20 protein-coding genes are annotated in these 20593 nt (G+C 40.8%); 14 read left to right on the top strand and 6 right to left on the bottom strand.

The window, feature by feature from the left end:
• Position 1 precedes the first annotated feature (1 nt).
• The 6 genes from ACO05G_RS15535 to ACO05G_RS15510 are packed head-to-tail and all read left to right on the top strand — an operon-like array spanning position 2 to position 4895.
• Positions 2–1318: a tetratricopeptide repeat protein gene (locus tag ACO05G_RS15535; RefSeq protein ID WP_421763566.1), complete on the top strand. Its 1317-nt coding sequence runs from the start codon at positions 2–4 to the stop codon at positions 1316–1318.
• Positions 1296–1937 carry an LPS export ABC transporter periplasmic protein LptC gene (lptC, locus tag ACO05G_RS15530; RefSeq protein WP_421763565.1) on the top strand — a complete coding sequence of 214 codons (642 nt, stop codon included), beginning with the start codon at positions 1296–1298 and terminating at the stop codon, positions 1935–1937. The genes ACO05G_RS15535 and lptC overlap by 23 nt, the downstream gene beginning before the upstream one ends.
• Entirely contained in the window at positions 1937–2161 is a 225-nt protein-coding gene (locus ACO05G_RS15525; RefSeq protein WP_348281718.1) for a hypothetical protein, read from the top strand. Before lptC ends, ACO05G_RS15525 begins: the two co-directional genes overlap by 1 nt.
• On the top strand, positions 2154–3437 hold the full coding sequence (locus ACO05G_RS15520; protein ID WP_421763564.1) for a hemolysin family protein: 1284 nt from the start codon (positions 2154–2156) through the stop codon (positions 3435–3437). Before ACO05G_RS15525 ends, ACO05G_RS15520 begins: the two co-directional genes overlap by 8 nt.
• A gap of 43 nt (positions 3438–3480) precedes the next feature.
• Positions 3481–4443: a 1-acyl-sn-glycerol-3-phosphate acyltransferase gene (locus ACO05G_RS15515; RefSeq protein WP_421763563.1), complete on the top strand. Its 963-nt coding sequence runs from the start codon at positions 3481–3483 to the stop codon at positions 4441–4443.
• On the top strand, positions 4440–4895 hold the full coding sequence (locus ACO05G_RS15510) for a GNAT family N-acetyltransferase (protein WP_348281721.1): 456 nt from the start codon (positions 4440–4442) through the stop codon (positions 4893–4895). Before ACO05G_RS15515 ends, ACO05G_RS15510 begins: the two co-directional genes overlap by 4 nt.
• Here ACO05G_RS15510 and ACO05G_RS15505 read toward each other — a convergent pair.
• The 5 genes from ACO05G_RS15505 to ACO05G_RS15485 all read right to left on the bottom strand — a co-directional run bounded on the left by ACO05G_RS15505 (position 4892) and on the right by ACO05G_RS15485 (position 11681).
• Positions 4892–5743: a toxin-antitoxin system YwqK family antitoxin gene (locus ACO05G_RS15505; RefSeq protein ID WP_421763562.1), complete on the bottom strand. Its 852-nt coding sequence runs from the start codon at positions 5741–5743 to the stop codon at positions 4892–4894. The genes ACO05G_RS15510 and ACO05G_RS15505 overlap by 4 nt on opposite strands.
• A 15-nt stretch (positions 5744–5758) precedes the next feature.
• Positions 5759–8323, bottom strand: coding sequence for a M14 family metallopeptidase (locus ACO05G_RS15500; RefSeq protein WP_421763561.1), 2565 nt, complete (start codon positions 8321–8323; stop codon positions 5759–5761).
• 132 nt (positions 8324–8455) lie between these two features.
• Positions 8456–10345, bottom strand: a complete 1890-nt coding sequence (gene htpG, locus ACO05G_RS15495) for a molecular chaperone HtpG (RefSeq protein ID WP_421763560.1) — start codon at positions 10343–10345, stop codon at positions 8456–8458.
• Between the two features lie 88 nt (positions 10346–10433).
• On the bottom strand, positions 10434–11177 hold the full coding sequence (locus tag ACO05G_RS15490; RefSeq protein ID WP_421763559.1) for a hypothetical protein: 744 nt from the start codon (positions 11175–11177) through the stop codon (positions 10434–10436).
• A 3-nt stretch (positions 11178–11180) separates the two neighbouring features.
• Positions 11181–11681: a DUF4293 domain-containing protein gene (locus tag ACO05G_RS15485; RefSeq protein WP_421763558.1), complete on the bottom strand. Its 501-nt coding sequence runs from the start codon at positions 11679–11681 to the stop codon at positions 11181–11183.
• A gap of 76 nt (positions 11682–11757) precedes the next feature.
• Here ACO05G_RS15485 and truA point away from each other — a divergent pair, with 76 nt between their 5' ends.
• From truA to ACO05G_RS15470, 3 genes are read left to right on the top strand one after another with little or no spacing between them, the layout of a single operon-like run.
• Positions 11758–12501 carry a tRNA pseudouridine(38-40) synthase TruA gene (truA, locus tag ACO05G_RS15480; RefSeq protein ID WP_421763557.1) on the top strand — a complete coding sequence of 248 codons (744 nt, stop codon included), beginning with the start codon at positions 11758–11760 and terminating at the stop codon, positions 12499–12501.
• 4 nt (positions 12502–12505) lie between these two features.
• Entirely contained in the window at positions 12506–14275 is a 1770-nt protein-coding gene (locus tag ACO05G_RS15475) for an ABC transporter ATP-binding protein (protein ID WP_421763556.1), read from the top strand.
• 21 nt (positions 14276–14296) lie between these two features.
• On the top strand, positions 14297–14836 hold the full coding sequence (locus ACO05G_RS15470) for a hypothetical protein (RefSeq protein ID WP_421763555.1): 540 nt from the start codon (positions 14297–14299) through the stop codon (positions 14834–14836).
• Position 14837: 1 nt separating this feature from the next.
• Here the strand turns inward: ACO05G_RS15470 and ACO05G_RS15465 are convergent, their stop codons facing one another.
• Entirely contained in the window at positions 14838–16622 is a 1785-nt protein-coding gene (locus tag ACO05G_RS15465) for an ABC transporter ATP-binding protein (RefSeq protein WP_421763554.1), read from the bottom strand.
• A 127-nt stretch (positions 16623–16749) separates the two neighbouring features.
• On the opposite strand from ACO05G_RS15465, the gene ACO05G_RS15460 reads away from it, so the two are divergent.
• The 5 genes from ACO05G_RS15460 to yajC all read left to right on the top strand — a co-directional run bounded on the left by ACO05G_RS15460 (position 16750) and on the right by yajC (position 20587).
• Complete coding sequence (locus ACO05G_RS15460; protein WP_421763553.1) at positions 16750–17850, top strand: Glu/Leu/Phe/Val family dehydrogenase; 1101 nt, start codon at positions 16750–16752, stop codon at positions 17848–17850.
• Between the two features lie 90 nt (positions 17851–17940).
• On the top strand, positions 17941–19107 hold the full coding sequence (gene nusB, locus ACO05G_RS15455) for a transcription antitermination factor NusB (protein ID WP_421763552.1): 1167 nt from the start codon (positions 17941–17943) through the stop codon (positions 19105–19107).
• 11 nt (positions 19108–19118) lie between these two features.
• Positions 19119–19415 carry a YtxH domain-containing protein gene (locus ACO05G_RS15450; RefSeq protein WP_348281734.1) on the top strand — a complete coding sequence of 99 codons (297 nt, stop codon included), beginning with the start codon at positions 19119–19121 and terminating at the stop codon, positions 19413–19415.
• 140 nt (positions 19416–19555) lie between these two features.
• Positions 19556–20089, top strand: a complete 534-nt coding sequence (locus ACO05G_RS15445; protein ID WP_348281735.1) for a DUF1573 domain-containing protein — start codon at positions 19556–19558, stop codon at positions 20087–20089.
• A gap of 174 nt (positions 20090–20263) precedes the next feature.
• Positions 20264–20587 (top strand): preprotein translocase subunit YajC, encoded by a 324-nt coding sequence (yajC, locus tag ACO05G_RS15440; RefSeq protein ID WP_348281736.1) that lies wholly within the window; start codon positions 20264–20266, stop codon positions 20585–20587.
• Positions 20588–20593: the final 6 nt, after the last annotated feature.

The raw sequence follows: 20593 nt of genomic DNA, 5'->3' as shown, positions 1-20593 counted from the left end.
TATGAAGACGATTACTAAAATACTCGGAGCAGCTTTTTTTCTATCTCTAGCTATAGGGGCAAGCGCTCAAAACGGATGGAACTGGGGAGAGCAAGTGGACATTGCAAAAGAAAAAAATGTATTGTACACAGATGCCAAGAAAGCCAAAAACTATAAGGCCGCTCTTGAACCATTAAAGTGGTTGCTGGAAAACACCCCTGACCTAAACCCTTCTATCTATATCAATGGTATAGACATATATGAATCCCTCGCCAAGAAGGAGAAAGATCCTGCAAAGAAGGATGAGTATATCCAAAAGGGCTTGGAGCTTTTCGATACAAGAATTAAGTACTACCCTGAGGATGAATCTGATATTCAGGAAAGAAAGGCAATCTATGGATACAGTTTCTATAAGAAAGAAAAGGATCAGTATTTCAATGTTTATGAATATTTTAAGAAAGCCTATGAATTAAATGGAGCTGATCTTAGAAGAGGTTCTTTAGTTGCTTACATGGATATGGTTTATAAAAACTATCTCTATAAAAGATTGACTGATGAAATAGTAATCGATACATACTCAGAAATATCTGAAGCGCTTGCGGAGCAAAGAAAGAATGCCAGTGAGTCTGAGCGTAAAAAAATCGATAACTCATCAGATTTGGTTGACAGACTTTTAACTGCGACAAAGGTTGAGATTAGCTGTGATTTTGTTGAAGAAAAACTTGGTCCAAAGCTGGAGTCAGGAGATGATGTCAATATGGCTAAACAAATATTCAGGCTAATGTTGAAAGGAAAATGTCTGGACAGCCCGCTAGCGTTAAAGGCTGCAGGAATTATTCAGAGTGATGAGCCTACTTATGGAGTTGCTAAATTTTTGGCTCAGAAAAATGGTCAAGATGGAAATGACGCAAAAGCCATCGAATACTTTCAGGAAGCTGCAGGTCTAACAGACGATAACTCAGAAAAGGCTGAGATGTATATTAATATTGCTCGAATCCAGATGAAAAACGGTCAGAAGTCAACTGCAAGAAATAGCGCAAGACGGGCTCTATCATTCGATCCCTCGTATAAAGACGCATTTAAGTTGATTGGAGACCTTTACATGACTAGTTTTGATGATTGTAAAAAAGAACAAAGCCAGGTACAGGATAGAGCTGTTTTTATAGCTGCATATAACGAATATCGAAAAGCTGGAAATAGCGCATCGATGGCAGCTGCTAAAGCCCAATTCCCTTCAATTGAGGACATTTTTAACGAAGGAAAAGAAGAGGGTGAGTCCATTACAATAGGTTGTTGGATCAACGTGACAGTTGCACTTGAAAGAAGACCAGCTAATTAATATCAAGACCACAAGAAAAATTGATACGACCTGGAAGTTATTTCCGGGTCGTTTTTTCATTTTGACCCTTTGGGTTTTATTACTTGCGTGTAATCAACGAAAGGACCTGATAGACGCTCCTCTATATGAAGGTCCCTTATCCTCCATGGATAGCGCAATTACTCAAATGAGTGATTCCGGCATTGTGGTTATGCAACTGGAAACAGCGCTTCAAAACAATTTTGAAAATGGTGATCGTGAATGGCCCAGTGGTTTTAAAATCAAATGGTATAACAGCAGAGGAAAAGTTACGAGCTATTTTTCAGCTAACTACGTATTTTACACTGAGGCTGACAAGATCTATCATGCAGAAGGGAATGTCATTGTCAGAAGCAATATTAAAAATGATGAATTAAATACGGAGGAATTATTCTGGAATCAGTCAGAAGAAAAATTCTACACGGAGAAATTCGTGACCATTAAGTCTGAAGATGAAGTCCACACGGGCGAAGGAATGGAGTCAAATCAGGATTTTACTGAATATAGGATTTTAAAGCCTAGTGGTACATTTACACTAGAGGATGATCCTAATCGACCCAATCAACGAGACGTTCCCCTGAACCCTGGAAACAGTAATTAATGAAATTATTTGATATCATTTTATTTGTATTGATATTCTGTACCTTCATAATTGGAGTGGATCAGGCGATAGTAATAGGGTTTTCTGAGTCCTATTGGATTTTTATGTTTAGTCTGGCCCTCTTATTTTTATATGGATATCGGAAAGGCCAAAGGCAATCCCGAGAAAAGGAAGCGTTAAAACCTTCGCAAAAACAAAAGAAAAAGAAGCGCAAGCATGGATGATCCGCTCCCCTATTTGATCATACTTCTAAGTTTATTGTTCTCAGCGTTTTTTTCCGGAATGGAAATAGCGTTTGTTTCAGCTGATAAGCTACATATTGAGGTACTTAAAAAGAAGGGCACCTTTACCGGGAGAATACTTGCTCTATTTACGAGCAATCAATCTCAATTTCTTGCTACCATGTTGGTAGGAAACAATATAGCTCTGGTGCTTTATGGTATCTATATGGCAGGCTTACTTGAGCCAATTGTTATTTCATTTTTGCCGGCCTCTTTGGCTACCGGCGTAGTTGTATTAATTATCCAATCCGTCATTTCTACAGCTATCGTCTTATTGACCGCTGAATTTCTTCCAAAAAGTTTATTCTTAATAAATCCTGATTTCTCCCTCAGCTTGTTTGCAATACCTATGGGTATCGTTTATTTCTTAATGCATCCCATTGTTTTTCTAGTGGTGAAAGTCTCAGCAGGATTTATCTGGGCTGCTGGGTATAAACTTTCTGATGAGAAGCCGGTATTCGGTCTAACAGATCTTAATAATTACATCAAGAATAATATCCTGAATATCAAGGATGAAGAGGAGGCAGAAATAGATGCTAAGATCTTCAATAATGCCATTGAGTTTAAGACCATTAAGGTTCGGGAGTGTATGATCCCTCGAACGGAAATTGTTGCGGTGGATGTTAATGACCCAATTGATGAATTAAAAAAGCACTTTGTGGAAAGTGGGCATTCGAAAATTTTGGTATATAAAGATTCAATTGATGAAGTCATTGGGTATTGTCATGTACTTGAACTTTTCAAGAAACCTGAGGACATCAAGACTATTCTTACCGAGATACCGATTGTGCCGGAAACCATGTTGGCTAATGAGCTTCTCATTCAGTTCATCACTGACAGAAAAAGTCTGGCGTTAGTTGTTGATGAGTACGGAGGAACATCGGGATTGGTGAGTATCGAGGATGTCATAGAGGAAATTTTTGGAGAGATCAGAGATGAACATGATGATGAGTACCTAACCGAACAAAAGCTGGATGAGCATAATTTTATTTTCAGCGCCAGACACGAAATCGATTATCTCAATGATGAATATAAACTATCACTACCTGAAGGAGAATATGATACCTTGGGAGGGTTAATTTTTGCTTATCATGAGGACATTCCGGAAGTGAATGAAGTGATCGAAATTCCTCCTTTTATCATTACAATTTTCACCATGGAGGAGAATCGAATTGATAAGGTAAAGCTGACGTTGATAAACACCGAAGAGCTCGTTTAATATGACATTCTTCTACGCATGCTTCAGAGGTTTTATGAGGTTCATGCTGCGACTTTTCTACTATAAAATAAAAGTAGAAGGATTGGAAAATGTTCCAAGAAATACGCCACTCATTGTCACCCCCAACCATCAGAATGCTTTGTTAGATCCCCTTTTAGTGGGTTCGTTTATCCAGATCCCCTTGCATTACTTAACCCGGTCAGACGTTTTTACCAGCTGGACCAAACCTATTCTAAAGTTATTCAATATGCTTCCGATCTATCGAATCAGGGATGGGTATGCTAAGCTGTCATTGAATGATGGCATCTTTGGTTCTTGCCAGGAGATATTTAGGCAGAAGGGTTCTGTATTAATCTTTGCAGAAGGCAATCATGGAAAAGAATACTATCTGAGACCCTTAACAAAAGGAGCAGCGCGACTGGCCTTACAGTCACAAAAGCAATTAGATGAGGAGCTGATGGTATTACCTGTAGGGTTAAATTTCTGGTCACATCGAGAGCCCAAGTCGACGGTGTTGATAAAATTTGGTAAACCATTCTCAGTAAAAAACTACCTCGATCAATACGAAAGAAACAGCACGAAGGGGCTCATTGAAATGAGAGATGCGATTAGTGATGGAATGAAAGAAACGTTGATTATTCAAGACGAAACTGATGATTACGAGCTTAGAAAAAGATTCACCTTTCAGCAAAAGCACGAGGCATTCACTTTTCAAGACCTAAAATCCATTGAACTTTCTGATGAGGATGTAGACGTGAAACCTTCAAAAGGACACTGGATTGCAAAATTTTTAAACCCAATTCCTTTCTTACTAATTCGTCATTTTATACAAAAAGTGGACGATGTTGTCTTCCATGCAACCCTAAAGTTTACCATAGGTTTAATTGCTTTTCCGATATGGTGGGTGAGTGTTTTTTTGATTCTTTTTTTCACCCTGGGAATTAAAATTGCCGTATTAGCGGTTATAGTTATGGTTTTCGGACTTTTCTATAGCTACCAACGATGATCGAAATAGTAAACTACCTGCCCAGCCATGCAACTGCTTTTAAGGAGCTAAATGAAGCATGGATCAATCAGTATTTTGAAATGGAGGACTCAGATAGAAACATGCTGGGAGATCCACAGGGTTACATCCTGGACAAGGGGGGAGCAATTTTAATCGCTGAAATGAATGGTCAACCCGTCGGAACCTGTGCTCTAGTCAAAATGAAGGACAAGACTTTTGAATTGGCTAAAATGGCTGTATCACCTGAAGCCAGAGGCAAAAAAATCGGGTGGGAGATAGGCCTTGCAACTATTGAAAAAGCAAAAGAACTAGGAGCAGACCAGATATACCTGGAAACAAACAGTGTACTACAACCTGCTATCAGTTTATATAAAAAGTTAGGCTTTAAGGATACGGAAGGGTATTGCTCACCATACGCTCGCTGCAATGTTCAGATGGAATTAAAACTCTAATTCCTTCCTTTCAGAAATTTGCTTCGATCGTAAATCAGGGTTCCTTTACTATCCCACTCTTTTGCGATATACGGATTGAATTTAAAATCGAAAGGATCTTCAGGATATACCACCTCACGTTTGACCCTCCCTCCATCATAGTATTCTCTCCAGAGACTGACTTTATGGCCAAACTTATAATTTCCCCGAACGGCTACTGAGCCATCAGGGTGAAACGCCCAATACTCACCGTCGCGTTCTCCGTAATGAACAGGAATGACTTCTTTTAGCCGGGTTTTTTTAAAGTCATAGTAGGCTAGTTTGGATTCTTGCGGCCAGCCCTTCCACCAATAAGATTTGTCTTGCAAAATATCATGACGATTGAACCTCACCCACCTGCGATGTTTAAGGCCTTTATAATACCAGCCTTCTTCGATGACCTGCTCCCCAAGCATTTTTTTGTAAGGCCCGTGTAAAACTCCTGCGTTTCTTTTATCAATACGCAATGAGTTCATGACTTTCTTTTTTTTGTAGTCATACCAATAAAAGTCGGAGGCATATTCCGGTGGACCTTCATACTCTTTTAGTACGTTGAAGATTTCATAAATCACATCATTCCCTCGGATTGTTCTGGCGAAAGATTTACGGGTTTTTATCCCAAAAAATACGTTCCGCTTTTTCTTTTTTTTCTTCTGCTTTACCGGCTCGATTCCGGCTTCCTCACCTTCCTCAGCGGCTAAGTCTAAAGTCAAAGGAGTCTCATAATCAACCTTGAATAACTCATCAAGTGACTCGCCTTCTTGAGAAAATGCAGAAAGCCCCATTAAAATGAGGCTAGCTGTACATATTATTTTGATCTGAATTCTCATCCAGTATTTCTTTTTTTATTCTCCAGCACCACGACTAATTGCTTCACCAAAAAACAACGCATTGATAAAGATTTTATTGGTTCCATACCAAAATGCTCTGAAGTTTGGATTATCTGCCAAGGTAATTACTTTTCCTCGTCCTACATTGGAAACGGTCACGGCAGGAGAATTTTTAAACTTAGCCAGGTTTTCTTCCGATACATAACCTGAGAGAAGTGGATTTTCAGTATACACAAGTGGGTTAGCATATACATTCTTAGACTTCTCCATCACCAGATTGTGGTTTCTAAAGAGTGCCATTCGATCACTTTCCATACCGTACGCAAGCGGATGTGTGAGATCTACAAGAGCTTCGAATATGGAGCCACCTGTTACTTGTGCTCCTCGCTCTTCATCTAGATTTTCATATGCCTTGAAAGCTGGCTTCTTTTCGTCTTCATCATCGCTACCGGAAGCGTATTTAACACCGGTGATTTCTGCATCTGATAACCACTTACCTCCATTTTTCCAAGCAATTACTACTCCACCTTGAGAGATCCATTCTTTAAGATTTTTCTTCTGCGAATCACTCACCGATCCCCACATGTTTGGTATAATGATTCGGTTGTATCTGGATAAATCACGTCCCAACCTATCCACTGGAAGTAAGGTTACTTTCATTTTATATCGCTGATCCAATAGGTGCCATACTTCACCGGCTTCATAACTGCTTACCCCGCCTTCTACCAATACCGCAATTTTTGGTTCTTTCATGGTGGTGTTACTTCGGCTTCCCAGATCCACGCCAGACTTTGCCAGACCGGTGGTTAAGGCGTAGACATTAATCCCATCCTCTTTGTTGATTTTATCAATGGTTTGTTCAATCCAGGCGCGCTTATGCTCTTGTACACCGACTGGTATAATCATAGTGCCTCTTGGATAGGTCTTGTTGCCGTCAGTGTGGGTTTCATTCAACATCTGAACCACTACTTTTTTGCTTAACAATCGATTGATCGATTTGAATGACAAGTATCCATACGGTTCGATGGCATATGCATAGGCTCCCTTGTCACCCATTAATTCACCTTTAGGCATACTTACATATTCGAGAGGTTCGTCGAAGCTGATTCCGCTTAGATCTTTACTGCCAAGCTCGGCATAAGGAAGATTAAAAGCCAATGGCATAGTCCAGGTGGACACATCGTAAAACAGGCTATCATTAAAAGAAGTACGCGTTTCAAATATCGCTTTTGCCAAACGGTATTGGTCTTGACTCATTGGCACCACATACGCACCGTTTGCTTCAAATGTCTTTCCACTTTTACTGACATTCCTGTTTAATGGATAAACATCTATCTCATGTTGGATGAGCATTTTAGCTAACTCATAGTTTCTGTATGGATCTTTTGCGGATCCAAAAACATAGGCTTTTACAGGGTCTTTAGCTGCCAGACTGGAAGCTCCATTATAGAAATCTCGTTGGTAATCTAAAAATTCTTTTCTGTGTGCAATTCCAGAAGCCATGGTTGAAAGAGAGGCTGTGAAATGATTTCTTACTGCCATAGGGAATGTAAGAATACCATAGTCATTCTCCTGGGCGTGCCCTCTGGAGCTGGCTTGTTCGAATAAGATTCCAACACTGCCATTCACATCAGGATAGGTAGATCCCTTCCCGATGTAGAAATCATCAAAGCTCTCTTCGCTGTAATACAGAGATCCTATGTTGTCCAAATACTTGGCGTGGAATGCTGCCATTTTGTGTGTAAGATCTACGTTCTTATCTGGTGTCCACGGAAATTTCCTAGCCGGAATACCTGGTTGGAAGAAGAATGTGGAATTGGTACCCATCTCGTGATGGTCTGTGAGGATGTTTGGTTTCCATTCATGGAACCTCGTGATACGGCCCCTTGATTCAGGGTGCTGCAACGGCAACCAGTCTCTGTTAAGGTCAAACCAGTAATGATTGGTTCTTCCTCCGGGCCATACTTCATCATATTCTCGGTCATTAGGATCCGGATTGATGACATGCGATCGGTGCATGTTTACCCATGTAGAAAAGCGATGAAGGCCGTCCGGATTGAATGAAGGATCGATTATGATAATCGAATTTTCAAGCATTTCATCTATCTCAGGACCAATTGCTGCGGCCAGATAGTATGCGGTCAATAAAGATGCGTTAGATCCGCTGGCTTCATTACCGTGGACTGAGTATCCAAGCCACATAACAATAGGCATGTCTTCTGTATTTAGAGACGCTGAGGAAGAAGGGTCCGTTAATTTTTTATGATCGGCTTTAATTTGATCAAGGTTTGCAAGGTTTGCCGGGCTGGAGACCGTCAGTTGAACCAAAGGGCGACCTTCATAGGTTCGTGCAATCTCCTGCATGACCATACGGTCAGAAGCGGCTGACACTTCTCGCATGTAGTAGAGCAGTTGGTCATGGCTCACGTGCCATTCTCCGGGATGATACCCCAAAACTTCCTTCGGAGTAGGTATGTCCGGGTTGTACGATAAGCCTTCCGGTAGATAGTAAGTCATATCTACCTGTGCAAATGACCAAAAAGACAAAATGGTTAAAAGTAAGGTGAGGTGCTTCTTCATTTCTTAGATTTTTAGAGTGACTAATCTAACCAAATGAATAGGGAGAAAAAAGTATGGTTTGATGGGTGGTAATAACACAGAAAAACCCACTCAAAAGAGTGGGTTTTAAAATGATTTTGTCAGTACAAAAACTTATGCCAAACTCAGCTCAACGCTTCGGTTCACAAAGTCTGTCAGGTCTTTGCCTTGAAGCATGCCTTGGGATAAGAGTGCAAGGTCATACGCTTGCTTTGCAAGCTTTTGCTTTGCCTCATCAGAGTCCGCTTCAAGAATTTTTTTCGTCATCGCATGATTAGCATTTACAGCTACGGATAATGTCATTGGCATGTCGCCAAACATCATTGGTCCACCACCGGTTGCCTGCATGTCTTTCATTCTTCTGATAAATTCAGGAAGCGTGATAGTGACAGGCAGATCATCGGTAGCCATTGGCTGCACAGTGACACTGTTGTTTTTATCATTAATTGCCTTATCGAAGATCTCTTTTAAGCTTTCCTGCTCTTTTTCAGAAAGCACAGATTCCTTCTTCTCATCTTTATCTATCAACTTGTCGATCACATCGGCATCTACGCGCTGCAGCTGGAATTTTTCATTCTTCTGCTCCAGGTGATTGATGAAGTGAGGATCAATTGGACCGGTCAATTCAATCACATCATAGCTGCGTTTCTGAGCCGTGTCGATATAACCATGCTGCTTGTCTCTGTTTGTGGTGTATAGTGCTACCACATTTCCATCTTTGTTGGTCTGATTGGGCTCAATGTGTTTCTTATACTCCTCAATAGTGAAGTGTTTCTCCTCCATGTTTTTCACGAGCGTGAAGTCTTTCGCCTTCTCATCAAACTTCTCCTCGGAGATCATACCGTACTTTACAAAGACTCCAATGTCTTCCCACTTCTCCTCATAACTCTTGCGATCATTTTTGAAAAGTTCCGCAAGCTTATCTGCCACTTTCTTGGTGATGTACCCGTTGATCTTCTTCACATTCGAATCTGACTGCAAGTAGCTTCTGGATACATTTAATGGAATATCCGGAGAATCAATTACCCCGTGTAGGAGCTGCAAGAACTCTGGTACGATATCTTTTACCTCATCGGTGATAAACACCTGACGAGAGTAGAGTTGGATTTTATTCTTCTGCAGATCAAAATCCTTTTTCAGTTTAGGGAAGTAAAGAACCCCGGTAAGATTGAAAGGGTAATCCACATTCAGGTGAATCCAGAAAAGCGGCTCTTCGCTGAATGGATAGAGCGTCTTGTAAAAATCCAGGTAATCCTGATCTTTCAGGTCGCTTGGCGACTTGGTCCAGATTGGATCGGTATCATTGATGATATTGTCTTTCTTGACCGTTTTGTATTTTGGCTTGTCATCCTTGTCTTTGCCGTCTTCAACCTGCTCTTCTTTTTGACCAAACTTGATTGGGATTGGTAAGAACTTAGAATATTTATCCAGAATGCCTTGCAATCTGTGCTCATTCAGGAATTCCTCCGAATCATCCGCAATGTGCAGGATGATATCTGTTCCACGCTTTTTGCGTGTTCCTTTCTTGATCTCAAAATCGGTTTCGCCGGAACAGATCCATTTAGCTGACTCAGCACCTTCCTGATGAGATAGCGTATTGATTTCTACTTTTTTAGCCACCATAAATGCCGAGTAGAATCCAAGCCCAAAGTGACCGATGATCTGTTGGTTGTCTGCTTTGTCTTTGTACTTTTCTACAAACTCGGTAGCTCCGGAGAATGCAATCTGGTTGATGTATTTTTTGATTTCATCAGCCGTCATACCAATACCATTATCAGAAATGGTGATGGTTTTTTTCTTCTCATCGAATGACACTTCGACAGTCAGATCACCTAGCTCACCAGTGTATTCACCAAGTGAGGCCAGCTGCTTTATTTTTTGTGACGCATCTACCGCGTTGGATACCAATTCACGAAGAAAGATCTCGTGATCGGAATAGAGGAATTTTTTAATGATCGGAAATATATTTTCCGTGTGTATTGAGATTGTACCTTTCTCTGCCATTGTCTGATTACAATTTTTGTTGTTACTCAGACCCCCTAAACTCAAATACTATTCCAGAGAAGTAAAACTGACAGGTTGGCAGGGCATTTTAGCAATTCAATTGAATAACTTTCTTGTATTGATATCTAAAAAGGTAGATTCTATCAAATACGGAGTTAAACTTTTCCTTTGTTGCTTCAGACACACTTGCAAATGAAGAAGCAATACCCCCAAGTTCACACAGGATTAGCCATACTTCATCAGAATTATTTTTATATCTATCTAGTTTGCCTTCTTTCCTTTTTATGGCATCTCGTATGATATCTGATTTAAGATTAGGAATCCAGTCAAGTGCTATTGGGCTGAATGTGTGCTTAATTATATGTTTGTTAACGAGTATTGAAAAATGGTTAAGATTTATATTCTGATCTTGATTAAAGTATTCAAATTTCTTCCAATCTTCTGTTGGAGTTACATCTTTTAAGATTTCAATTATTATTTCTGAAATTATTTTAGGCAGGTTTTTTACATCATGATCTGAAATCTCATTTCGCTGAAATAAGACAATTAAATCAAATGGCCATTTTATTTTTTTTTGAACTTCTGTAATAGTTAACTCAAGAATTTTTTCTCTTGTGAGTTCATTTTTAGCTCGCTTTGATCCACGTTTTGCACCTATACTGTCAGGATAGATTTCAGTAATTTCAATTCCAATTTTTCTATTGTATATATCTGCAACAATATCTGGAGGATCTGGTTGCTGTAAGTTTTCTGCTTTTAGATTAAGTATCTTAATAAAATGATCGAAGATATTCCTCTCTTTTTCTTTTTGTGATAGAGGATGTAGCTGCATGACTTACCTTATCCGATCAGCACTCTTCACCAGCTGCTCGTCTTTTCGGATGAATCGGTTCGCCAGGAAGTTGTTAAGCATGGCCACTATTGGCAAATAGAACCCAACCAGAAACGTGCCCTGCACCTCTGGATCAAATAGCTGATTGGCCTTGCTGATATATACGTACGTACCCACCAATACGCCTGCGGTAATCAATGAGAATAGCGCATTTAACTTTACCTGTGTCATTCGGTTTTTGTATCGGGTAACAGAGAACAACATAACCAGAGCGGCCAGAATAGCACCTCCGGCAATTGGAAATGTAATCTGTGTGCCCAGAAGAGCTTCTTGTGCATCTGAATCTATTTGCTTGTATTTCAGGTAAAAAGCATCCATGATGGCATACTCTCTTTTTTCTGCTTCATAGTTACTGTCGGATTTTTCCCAAATGGGGAAGAATAACATCAGTACCATCGCAAGTGCTGCGATTGTCATGAAGATGGTCTGTACTCGTTGTAGCATATTAATTCTGGTTTGGTTGGGCAAATATGAGACGTTTTATGTTTCAATGTGAAGGAATGAACGCAAATTTGTCGCTGTGAGGTATTTCATGGACATTACATACCGAGGCACTCATTTCAATGGTTGGCAGATTCAACCTAATGGGGTAACTGTGCAGGAGGAGATTGAGAAGGCACTTTCAACGATTCTCAAATCAAAAATTTCCATCCTGGGGAGTGGGCGAACAGATACCGGTGTTCATGCCAGGCAACAGATTGCACATTTTGATGCTGAAGAAATTGATCCCAGGAAATTGGTTTTTAAGTTGAATTCTTTTTTGAATCAGGACATAGCCATCAATGCAATTCGGCCGGTAAAGAATGATGTCAGCGCCAGGTTTGAAGCTACCTCCAGGAAATATCACTACCACCTGCACCAGGCAAAAGACCCTTTTCGAGTAGTCACGTCCTACTACTTTAATCCCGTGCTGAATGTGGACCTGATCAATGAAGGGTGTGAAATAATTAAGAACTGGAAGAACTTTGAGTGCTTCAGCAAGGTTCATACCGAGGTGAATAACTTCAATTGTGATATTTTTCAAGCAAAATGGATTCAGGAAGGACCAAATCATTTGTTTGAAATTTCAGCTAATCGTTTCTTAAGGGGGATGGTACGTGCAATAGTAGGAACGTTGATAGATGTTGGGTTAACCAAAACTTCCATAGCGGAATTGAAGTTAATCCTTGAGAGCGACGACAGAAGCAGAGCGGGTAGGGCAGTCCCTGCAGAAGGTTTGTTCTTACAAGAAGTCATTTACCCATCAGATATTTATCTAGACTAATACATTGGAAAAAGAAAAGGCAGCCGGAAATATTGTAGACTTGAACGTTTTGAGGAGGCTTTTTGCCTTTGCCAAGCCGTATATCGGCGTGTTCTACTTTTTGGTTTTCCTGACCATCGCACTCAGCATCGCCGGCCCACTTCGCCCCTTGCTTATCCAGCAAGCGATAGACAACAACGTGGCTAAAGGAGATTATCCCGGGCTGGTCAACATGATCATGCTTTTAGTTGGGTTGTTGGTGATTCAGGCAATCGTACAATACCTGCACACCTATTATTCCGGGTGGCTGGGACAGAACATCATCAAGGATATTCGAATCAAATTATATCGCCACATCCAAAGCCTTAAGCTTTCATTTTTTGATAAGACGCCCATTGGCAGACTCGTAACACGAAATATTTCTGATATTGAAACACTGGCGGAGGTGTTTAGTACGGGTATCGCCGGTATCATAGCCGATGTAATGCAATTGCTGGTGATCCTCGGTTTCATGTTTTGGATGGACTGGTCATTGACGCTGGTGAGTTTGTCATTGTTACCCATCCTGCTTTTTGCGACCTACATCTTCAAAGAGAAGGTAAAAGTGGCATTTAAAGAAGTAAGAGCGGCCGTCTCTAACCTGAATTCATTTGTACAAGAGCACATCACGGGGATGAACATTGTGCAGATCTTCAACAGTGAAAAGCGCGAGTTTGAAAAGTTTAAGGAAATCAATAAAGAGCACCGGAAAGCCAACATCCGGTCGGTTCTTTATTACGCCACTTATTTCCCGGTTGCGGAGGTGATACAGGCAGCAGGGATTGGACTGATTGTCTGGTACGGCGGTGGACAGATGTTGCAAGGCAATATGGAATTTGGAATGCTCATCGCATTCATTCTGTACTTACAAATGTTTTTCCGCCCGATACGGATGATTGCCGATCGTTTTAATACCCTTCAAATGGGGATTGTATCTTCCAATCGTATTCTCGATTTGCTGGATAACAATGATCACATTCAGGACAATGGGGACTTTGCACCGGACCATGTCAACGGTAAAGTGAAATTTGATAAAGTTTGGTTTGCCTATGTAGAAGAAGATTACGTGCTGAAAGACATTTCCTTTGATGTGGATCAGGGAGAAATGATTGCTTTGGTTGGCGCAACAGGAGCCGGAAAATCTTCTGTGATTAATCTGCTGAGCAGGTTTTATGAGATAAATAAAGGAAACATTTATGTAGATGGCACAGATGTACGAGAATACGATCTTGATAATCTGCGCGATCACATTGCAGTGGTGCTTCAGGATGTTTTTCTTTTCTCTGACTCGATTTACAACAACATTACTTTACGTAATCCGGACATTTCCAGAGAAAAAGTAAGAGAAGCTGCCGAGATGGTAGGAGCACTTTCTTTCATTGAAAAACTACCGGGTGGTTTTGATTACAATGTGATGGAGCGAGGCGCTACACTTTCAGTTGGTCAGCGTCAGTTGATCTCATTTGTAAGGGCGATGGTGTATGATCCGAAGATCATTGTGTTGGATGAAGCTACTTCATCCGTTGATACGGAAACGGAGGAGCTGATTCAAACAGCGATTCAGAAAATGATGCATGGCAGAACCTCAATTGTTATTGCGCATCGATTATCCACCATTCAGAATGCGAAGCAGATTTTGGTTATGGATAAGGGTGAGATTGTGGAACGAGGCAATCATGATCAACTTCTTGAAAAGGATGGATTCTACGCACAACTCCATCAGATGCAATACAAAGAAGTAGCAAAAGCTGTCTGATTTCAACCCTATATTTGACTTATGAAGCGAGCCAAGCAGTTCTATTTAGCCGTTATTGTTGTTTGCATTGTCATCATTGTGTGGAGTGTTTACTATACCCTTGGTGGATTTGATCCTGTGGAAGTTTTCGTGATGGAGGGGAAAGAGCGCACAGTCATTGGCAAAGAATACATTGAAAGGTATGATCGAGAGGAGTGGGGTTCCCACATCCTTGAAACAAAAGCTGCCATTGACTCAGGGAAGCTCAAGGGGCAATTGACGATTGTGTATTTCGATAATAAAAACATCGGGAAAGACTCCCTGCATTATTTCGTTGGTGCATCCGTAGAAGAAATCCGAGACGTGCTTAGGTTGCCTGCCGGATACGATTATCGGGAATTTAGAACAGGTAAAGTGTTCAAAGTATTCCTGACGCAGCATGACTTAGTAAAACCTTCAAGGGATGAAGTGATGTCGCTAATGGAAGTCAAAGCAATTGAGGAGGGAGCAGTCTTACAGCCTTTGTCTTTTGATTTGTATTACAGCGACGGGTCGCTGAGTTCGGAAGCGTGGGCCAGGTAGCCTAAGCCACTTCCTCACCAGCAAGTTGCTTATCATGTAGTTCTCTGTAGGCGCCTCCTTTGGATAGCAGCTCATCGTGGGTGCCTTGTTCTACCACCTTTCCGTCATCCAGCATGACCACCTTGTCCGCAAGTTTGGCAGAGGAAACCCTATGCGAAATAATGATTGAAGTACGCCCTTTCATGATGCGTTGCATGGCGTTGAGGATGGCATTTTCAGTTTTGGTATCAACCGCAGATAAAGCATCATCCAGGATCAATATTTTTGGTTCTCTGGCAATCGCTCGTGCGATGGATACGCGTTGCTTTTGACCTCCGGAGAGCGTAATGCCTCTTTCACCCAAGCGTGTTTGAAAACCATCTTTGAAGTCTGAAATGTTATTCAACAGATCCGCATCTTCTGCGGCTTTTTCGATCTCTGATTTGCTCATCTTCCGATTCCCGAATGAGATATTATTCTCAATGGTATCAGAAAATAGAAAGACATCCTGAGGGACATAACCAACCTGACTTCTAAGCGAAGAGATATTGAAATCCTTCACATCAATTTCATCGATTTTTAGCTTACCGCCATCAATATCATACAATCGACATACCATATTTGCGATGGTACTCTTACCAGATCCGGTAGTGCCCACGATCGCGATGGATTCACCTGGATGAACTTCAAAAGAAATATTTTTGAGTGCCTCGATCCCTGAATCGGGATATGTAAAGCTGACGTCATCAAAAACGATGTGGCCATCGATTTCTTTTTCAAGCTCTTTTTGCGAAATGATATCTGTTTTGGTGTCCAGAAACTCATTGATTCTTTTTTGTGAAGCTGCCGCCCGTTGGATGATTGAAGTAATCCAGCCAAGTGCTGTCACCGGCCAGGTCAACATGTTTACATAGATGATAAACTCAGCAATATTACCAGTACTAACTTCTCCATTAAATACCTGAACAGACCCAACCCAGATAGTCAGGATCACACTCAGGCCGATAAGCCCCATAATTAACGGCATGAACAGTGCCTGAACAAACGAAAGCTTTAGTGATTTGTCCCGATAATCAACGCTTTCAGCTTCAAAGTTCTTAGCAAGCTCTTCTTCTCTAACAAATGCTTTTATCACTCTGATACCGGAAAAAGCTTCCTGTACATAGGTAGATAAACCGGAAAGACTCTCCTGAATTTCTGTTGATCGTTTGTTGATGATGTTGCTTACAAAATAGATGCTGACAGAGAGTATAGGCAGTGGCAGCAACGAATAGAAGGTCAGCGTTGGATTAATGGAGATCATGTAGGGGATCACCATTAAAAACAGGGTGAAGAGATTGATTCCGTACATGATGGCAGGACCAATGTACATTCTAACCTTGCTGACATCCTCGGAGATCCTGGCCATCAAATCTCCCGTGTTGTTCTTACGATAGAAGCTGAGTGGGAGTGTTTGATAGTGCTCGTAAATTTCATTTTTCAGGTCGTACTCCACATGCCGCGACACGACGATGATGGTTTGCCGCATGAAGAATAAAAAGACGCCCCTCAAAAGAGCAGATACCAGAATCAAAACAGCCAGGATGATGATGCTTGAGCCAATTATTCCAACCGTGTTATTCTGTAAGTCAAACCCCTCGAAAGATGAGAAAATACCGTAGCTACGACCCAAAATATCGAATGCATATCGAACAATTACTGCAGGAACAATTGCAAAGAAATTTGCAATAATGATAAATAAGGCACCAAATATTAGGTGAAACTTATATTTAAGTAGGTATTTATTGAGGTGTCCTAGGTCTTTCACAGAATTTTATAACGTGCTGATATCCAGTTGTTTTAGTGAAAAAGAGATATTTTTGCAGCCCCCTTTTCAATGATAGTGCAACTGCACTCGAGAAAGAAGGTTTAAAAATAGAATAAAGTTCATTACAATGATAGATACACAACCCGAAGTAAAATCGACAAGCGTGTTTGATCAGATGGCAAATCTTGAACACGAGCAAGTGGTTTTTTGTAGAGATGAGGCAACCGGTCTCAAAGCAATCATCGCTATTCACAATACCGTATTGGGACCATCGATGGGTGGGACCCGGATGTGGAACTACGCTTCGGACGAAGAAGCACTGAAAGATGTGCTACGATTATCAAGGGGAATGACCTTCAAATCCGCTTTGGCCGGACTGAATATCGGTGGAGGAAAAGCAGTGATCATTGGAGATGCACGAAAGATGAAGAACGAGCCGTTGATGCGACGATTCGGAAAATTTGTCAATAGCCTGAACGGAAAATATTATACAGCTGAAGATATGAATATCACCATGCGTGATATTGAGTATATGAGCATGGAAACTCCATATGTAGTTGGTAAGCCGGAATACATGGGCGGATCTGGAGATCCAAGCCCAATGACCGCATACGGTGTTTATATGGGCATGAAGGCCGGAGCTAAAAAGGCATACGGACTTGATTCTTTGGGAGGCAAAAACATTTTGGTGCAGGGAGCGGGTCAGGTAGGAAAATACCTGGTTGATCATTTGATAGAAGAAAACGCCAATGTATTCGTTGCTGATATTTTCGAGGACAAGATCAAGGCAATTACGGATAAGCATTCAAAAGTTTCAGTCGTAGATCCAAACAAGGTTTTCCAAATGGAGATGGATATCTACGCACCATGTGCCATGGGCGCAACCCTTAATGATGAGACAATCTCAGAGCTTAAATGTGCGGTGGTAGCAGGAGCTGCAAATAATCAATTGGCGACAGAAGAAAAGCATAGTGCAATGCTGAATGATCACGGCATCATCTATTGCCCTGATTTCCTAATCAACTCAGGCGGAATTGCAAATGTTTATCATGAGTATCTGGGCAACTACAATAAGGACAGAGTAATAGCATCAACAGAACATATCTATGAGGTATGTCTTGACGTGCTAAACCATGCGGACGATCATAAGATTGGATCTCATGAAGCTGCTTTAGAGCTTGCTTTAAAGCGCATTGAGACCGTAGGGAAGGTAAAACTTGGAGAATAAGGATTAAACCCGGATCTTCAGTTTCCAAAAGAGGAAGACTGTTATATTTTTGAAATACGAAGAGGTAAGAGGCAAAAGTGCCCAATTAACATGCTAAACAGACGAATACTAAGAGTAAAAGCCATGCAGGCATTATATGGATACTTCACAGCTGTGGAATCCATGAAAGAGGTGAAAAGGAATGAGCTTGAGGAGATGCATGCATTGGATCCAGCAAAGCATGATTTTTCCGATAAAGCCCTCTTCGAGGCTCGGAAAAAGCAGGCGGTCAAACTCTTCAATGAAAACCTGCTCAAAGGCAAAGTAGAGGATGCGAAAGAGGCAGAAGAAGAGGTAGTGCGAAATGTAAATGACGCACTCTCTGAATACGAAAGCCTCATTCATAAAGAAGCCAGAGTTCGCAAAAATGACATGATGAAGGAAGCTGAAAGGCTTCAGGATACCTACATCAAGTTGCTACTTCTTCCAATCGAAATAGAGCAAAGGGAAAAGCTGGATAGTGAGAAGGAAGACAAGGCATTCATAGCGAAAGAAAAAAAGCCTTATGCTTTCATAGGAAATAAGCTGGTTCAAGACCTAAAAGCGTCTGAGCTGTTGCAGAAAGAAGCTGCCAGGTCGGGTGTTAGCTGGGATAATGAGCATCAAGATATCAAGAGCTGGTATCGGGATCAGATCAGAACTTCTGAAGCATTGCAACATTTTTTTGGTGGCGTCAGAAAAGAGGATACCACTGATAATGACATTGTTCTGGAGCTATTTAAACGTGTGGTTTTTAAAAATGAAGCGATAGCATCTTACCTGGAGAGCAACCATTTGCACTGGGTGGAGAATCAACCAATCATCAAAAGTATGGTGGTGAAGACTATTAAAGGATTGCAGGATGGCGAAGGGTTAGAGCTGGCTGAATTGACAAAAAATGGTGAGGATGACTTTAAGTTTTTGGAGCGTCTTTTCATGGATGTGGTGAATCAAAATGAGTTTCTTGAAGAGATCATCCAAAGTAAAACGATGAATTGGGACGTGGATAGAATTGCGCTAACCGATCGTGTAATTCTTAAATTGGCTCTGGTGGAAATGATGAACTCTCCTAGCATACCTATTAAGGTTACCATCAATGAAGCCATTGAGATATCAAAAATATATAGCACGCCCAAAAGCAAACAATTTGTAAATGGGGTTTTGGATGTACTATCAAACGAGCTAACTTCGAGTGGTAAAATTCGTAAGAGCGGTAGAGGCCTTATCGATAATAAATAAATAATCAAATCATGAGCAGATCAGGTGGTTCTTTTTTCGCATTTCTTTTAGGTGTAGTAACCGGTGGGGTATTAGGTATTCTTTACGCTCCGGATAAGGGAACCAATACACGTGATAAACTTACTTTTCAACTTGATAAGCTGAAAAAACAACTAGAAGGCTTTGTAGAGGAAGTAGCTGATGGAAAGGCAGTTTTTCAGAATGATGCCAAAAATCAAGGGGAGAAGATAGTGAAGGATGCAAAGGATAAAGCGGAGCGTCTTCTGGATGACGTAAATGGATTAATTAGTCAAATAAAGAAAGATTAACAACCCTGTTAACATTTCATTAAGAGTTTTGAAACCATATCTTTCCTAGATTTGTAGTTCAATTTGAGAAAAATTATAAGTAGAGTGATATAGAAAGCTAACTATGGCTTTCTAAGAGACATTTTAAAACAATAAAACAGATGAAAATAGCAAAAATCTTTTTAGGAGTTATCGTGGCAGCTGGTCTTGCTAGCTGTGGAAATAGCGATATGGAGTCCAGAATAACTAAACTGGAAGGTAGAGTTGCAGCTTTAGAAGGTAAAGGTGGAGTTGCCAGAGCAAACCCAACAGCTCAGCCTGTAGCGGTTAATAACCCAACACCTGCGGCACCTGCTGAAAAACCTGATGGACCGCTTCCTGGCTTTACTTTTACAGAAGAGAGCCATGATTTCGGTACGATCAAGGATGGAGATGTAGTTGAGCACGTATTTACTTTTGTAAATGAGGGAGAAGCTCCACTAATCATTTCAGACGCGAAAGCAACATGTGGATGTACTGTACCAGATTGGCCAAGACAACCAATCGCAGTAGGCGAGAAAGGTGAGATCAAAGTACGATTCAACAGCAAAAACAAGCCGGGAGTACAAAACAAAACGGTAACGTTGACTGCAAACACATGGCCAACAACCAAAAGATTGAATATCAAAGCTAATGTGGTGAAAGAAGGAGAATAAGCTCCTACTGGCACATTAAATTTTATTAACATTGCCCCTGATTTCCAAGATGGATATCAGGGGTTTTTTATTTCAAATTACAAAAAATGAAATGAGCTTAAATCTCCTTAACAACTGAAGGGATAATAGATTTTGAGCGAATTCCATGTGACCATTTAAAACATAACGAAACACATGAATACAGTTTTATTACAAGCAGGAGGTAGCGATTTCACTTCTTTTCTACCGATCATTGGTATGATCGCCATCTTTTATTTTTTCTTCATTCGACCACAGCAGCGAAAGCAAAAGGAAACCAAAAAATATCTTCAGGAAATAAAGAAGGGCGAAATGGTGGTAACCGTGGGAGGTATCCATGGAAAAATTATTGAGGTTTCGGATACTACAGTTTTGATAGATGTAGATAGAGGAACTAAATTGTTGGTTGAGAAAGCTTCAATCTCATTGGAGGCGAGCAAAAAACTCAACGAAAAGCCTGAGAAGAAGGAAAAAAAGTGAGCGTGA

The sequence above is a fragment of the Ekhidna sp. genome, from assembly GCF_965227465.1.
Lineage (GTDB): Bacteria > Bacteroidota > Bacteroidia > Cytophagales > Cyclobacteriaceae > Ekhidna.
This window is presented reverse-complemented; position numbering and strand designations above follow the sequence as displayed.

What these genes read in the sequence shown, in the direction of transcription:
- htpG (WP_421763560.1), bottom strand. Translation starts at nt 10,345, where the DNA reads ATGGCAGAGAAAGGTACAATCTCAATACACACGGAAAATATATTTCCG.
- ACO05G_RS15535 (WP_421763566.1), top strand. Translation starts at nt 2, where the DNA reads ATGAAGACGATTACTAAAATACTCGGAGCAGCTTTTTTTCTATCTCTA.
- ACO05G_RS15520 (WP_421763564.1), top strand. Translation starts at nt 2,154, where the DNA reads ATGGATGATCCGCTCCCCTATTTGATCATACTTCTAAGTTTATTGTTC.
- ACO05G_RS15485 (WP_421763558.1), bottom strand. Translation starts at nt 11,681, where the DNA reads ATGCTACAACGAGTACAGACCATCTTCATGACAATCGCAGCACTTGCG.
- ACO05G_RS15505 (WP_421763562.1), bottom strand. Translation starts at nt 5,743, where the DNA reads ATGAGAATTCAGATCAAAATAATATGTACAGCTAGCCTCATTTTAATG.
- nusB (WP_421763552.1), top strand. Translation starts at nt 17,941, where the DNA reads ATGCTAAACAGACGAATACTAAGAGTAAAAGCCATGCAGGCATTATAT.
- ACO05G_RS15510 (WP_348281721.1), top strand. Translation starts at nt 4,440, where the DNA reads ATGATCGAAATAGTAAACTACCTGCCCAGCCATGCAACTGCTTTTAAG.
- ACO05G_RS15445 (WP_348281735.1), top strand. Translation starts at nt 19,556, where the DNA reads ATGAAAATAGCAAAAATCTTTTTAGGAGTTATCGTGGCAGCTGGTCTT.
- ACO05G_RS15490 (WP_421763559.1), bottom strand. Translation starts at nt 11,177, where the DNA reads ATGCAGCTACATCCTCTATCACAAAAAGAAAAAGAGAGGAATATCTTC.
- ACO05G_RS15500 (WP_421763561.1), bottom strand. Translation starts at nt 8,323, where the DNA reads ATGAAGAAGCACCTCACCTTACTTTTAACCATTTTGTCTTTTTGGTCA.
- ACO05G_RS15450 (WP_348281734.1), top strand. Translation starts at nt 19,119, where the DNA reads ATGAGCAGATCAGGTGGTTCTTTTTTCGCATTTCTTTTAGGTGTAGTA.
- ACO05G_RS15470 (WP_421763555.1), top strand. Translation starts at nt 14,297, where the DNA reads ATGAAGCGAGCCAAGCAGTTCTATTTAGCCGTTATTGTTGTTTGCATT.
- ACO05G_RS15515 (WP_421763563.1), top strand. Translation starts at nt 3,481, where the DNA reads ATGCTGCGACTTTTCTACTATAAAATAAAAGTAGAAGGATTGGAAAAT.
- ACO05G_RS15525 (WP_348281718.1), top strand. Translation starts at nt 1,937, where the DNA reads ATGAAATTATTTGATATCATTTTATTTGTATTGATATTCTGTACCTTC.
- yajC (WP_348281736.1), top strand. Translation starts at nt 20,264, where the DNA reads ATGAATACAGTTTTATTACAAGCAGGAGGTAGCGATTTCACTTCTTTT.
- ACO05G_RS15460 (WP_421763553.1), top strand. Translation starts at nt 16,750, where the DNA reads ATGATAGATACACAACCCGAAGTAAAATCGACAAGCGTGTTTGATCAG.